Origin of the sequence: Endozoicomonas sp. ONNA2, assembly GCF_024606365.1 — a bacterium.
Classification (GTDB): Bacteria; Pseudomonadota; Gammaproteobacteria; order Pseudomonadales; family Endozoicomonadaceae; genus Endozoicomonas.
In genome coordinates this window covers 1-1,528 of sequence record NZ_JAHHPO010000925.1, presented here as the reverse complement: position 1 = coordinate 1,528, position 1,528 = coordinate 1, and the positions used below count along the sequence as shown (strand labels likewise).

3 protein-coding genes are annotated in these 1,528 nt (G+C 52.1%); all 3 read left to right on the top strand.

Annotation, left to right across the window (positions count from 1 at the left end; all coding sequences use genetic code 11):
• Nucleotides 1–375 (top strand): glycine radical domain-containing protein (locus KDK14_RS16430; RefSeq protein WP_257266258.1); only part of this gene is annotated, 375 nt, incomplete at its 5' end.
• Entirely contained in the window at nucleotides 338–1,213 is an 876-nt protein-coding gene (gene pflA, locus KDK14_RS16425) for a pyruvate formate-lyase-activating protein (protein ID WP_257266257.1), read from the top strand. The genes KDK14_RS16430 and pflA, both read left to right, overlap by 38 nt.
• A gap of 78 nt (nucleotides 1,214–1,291) precedes the next feature.
• Nucleotides 1,292–1,528, top strand: a 237-nt coding sequence (locus KDK14_RS16420) for a hypothetical protein (RefSeq protein WP_257266256.1), incomplete at its 3' end; no start/stop codon positions are given.

The window sequence follows — 1,528 nt, the reverse complement described above, 5'->3', positions numbered from 1 at the left end:
ATGCACGGTCGTGACACAAGTGGTGCGGTTGCATCCCTGAGTTCTGTTGCCAAGCTGCCATTTGCCTATGCGAAGGATGGTATTTCTTACACCTTCTCTATCGTGCCCAAGGCGCTGGGTAAGGACGAAGAAGGTCGTCGCAAGAATCTGGTGGGGCTGATGGATGGCTATTTCCACAACGAGAGCGGGCATGAAGGGGGGCAACACCTGAATGTAAACGTCATGAATCGTGAGATGCTGGAAGATGCCATGGAGCATCCTGAGAAGTATCCTTCCCTGACGATTCGTGTTTCCGGTTATGCGGTGCGCTTCAACTCGCTGACGCCAGAGCAGCAGCGTGACGTTATCACCCGTACCTTTACTGGCTCGCTGTAAAGTAGCGCCAGAATTAATCTCTGAAAGGCCAGCTCTGCTGGCCTTTTTTGCTCATGACAGTGATCTGCCTTTTACAGAGACAGGCGGGATAAACAGGAGAGTCACCATGTCCCTTGGTCGTGTCCATTCCATGGACTCATTTGGCACGGTAGACGGGCCGGGTATCCGTTTTGTTGTGTTTATGCAGGGCTGCCACATGCGCTGTCGCTACTGTCACAACCGGGATACCTGGGATCTGCGTAATGGCGGTGAATTGCTCAGCCATGAGGAGGTTGCGGAAAAAATCCTCAAGGTGAAGGGTTTTTTGACCGGTGGCGTCACGGTGACCGGTGGCGAGCCGGTGTTGCAGGCTGAATTTGTGGCAGACCTGTTCGAGGCGCTGAAAGCGCACGGTATCCATACCTGTCTGGATACCAACGGGTTTGCCAGGCATATCACGCCGGATATTGAGCGGCTTCTGTCTGACACCGATCTGGTGCTGCTGGACATCAAGCACATGGATGAACAGATGCACCAGAAGCTGACCTATGTTACCGGCAAGTACACCCGAAATTTTGCCATGTATCTGCAGGCGCTGAAAAAACCAACCTGGATCCGCTATGTGGTGGTGGAAGGGTATACCGTCGACCCTGTCTATGCGGCCATGCTGGCAGATATGGTAGAGAAAATGGATTGTGTCGAGAAGGTGGAAATCCTGCCTTACCACAGCCTGGGCGTGCATAAGTGGGATGCCTTCAGTGAACGTTACGAGCTGGAAACGGTGCGACCGCCATCCACCGAACAGCTCGATGCAATCAAGGCGGAGTTTGATCAGCGAGGGATTTTGGCAGCTTATTGATGAACTTTCTTATGGGTTGGGTTGTCTACAACAGTCATCAATTTTGATTTTACAACTTAACCGATGGGGTGTGTTGATATGTTGCAGTCGGCTGATGGCAGTCCTTCGTTGTTAACCTCAAGCTCTTCCGTAAATTCTTCCATAAATGGGAAGCCTGATACTGCGTCTTCTGGTGAAGCGCTTCCCTTGTCCCCTGTTTTAACCGGCTGGGGAAGGATGGTTGACCATCAAGGTGACAAATCCCTGCCTGGTATTCTTCCTCCAGCCTGTGATGAGACTATCGAGGCGTCAGCTTTGCAAAGAGGGGTGGAAAGC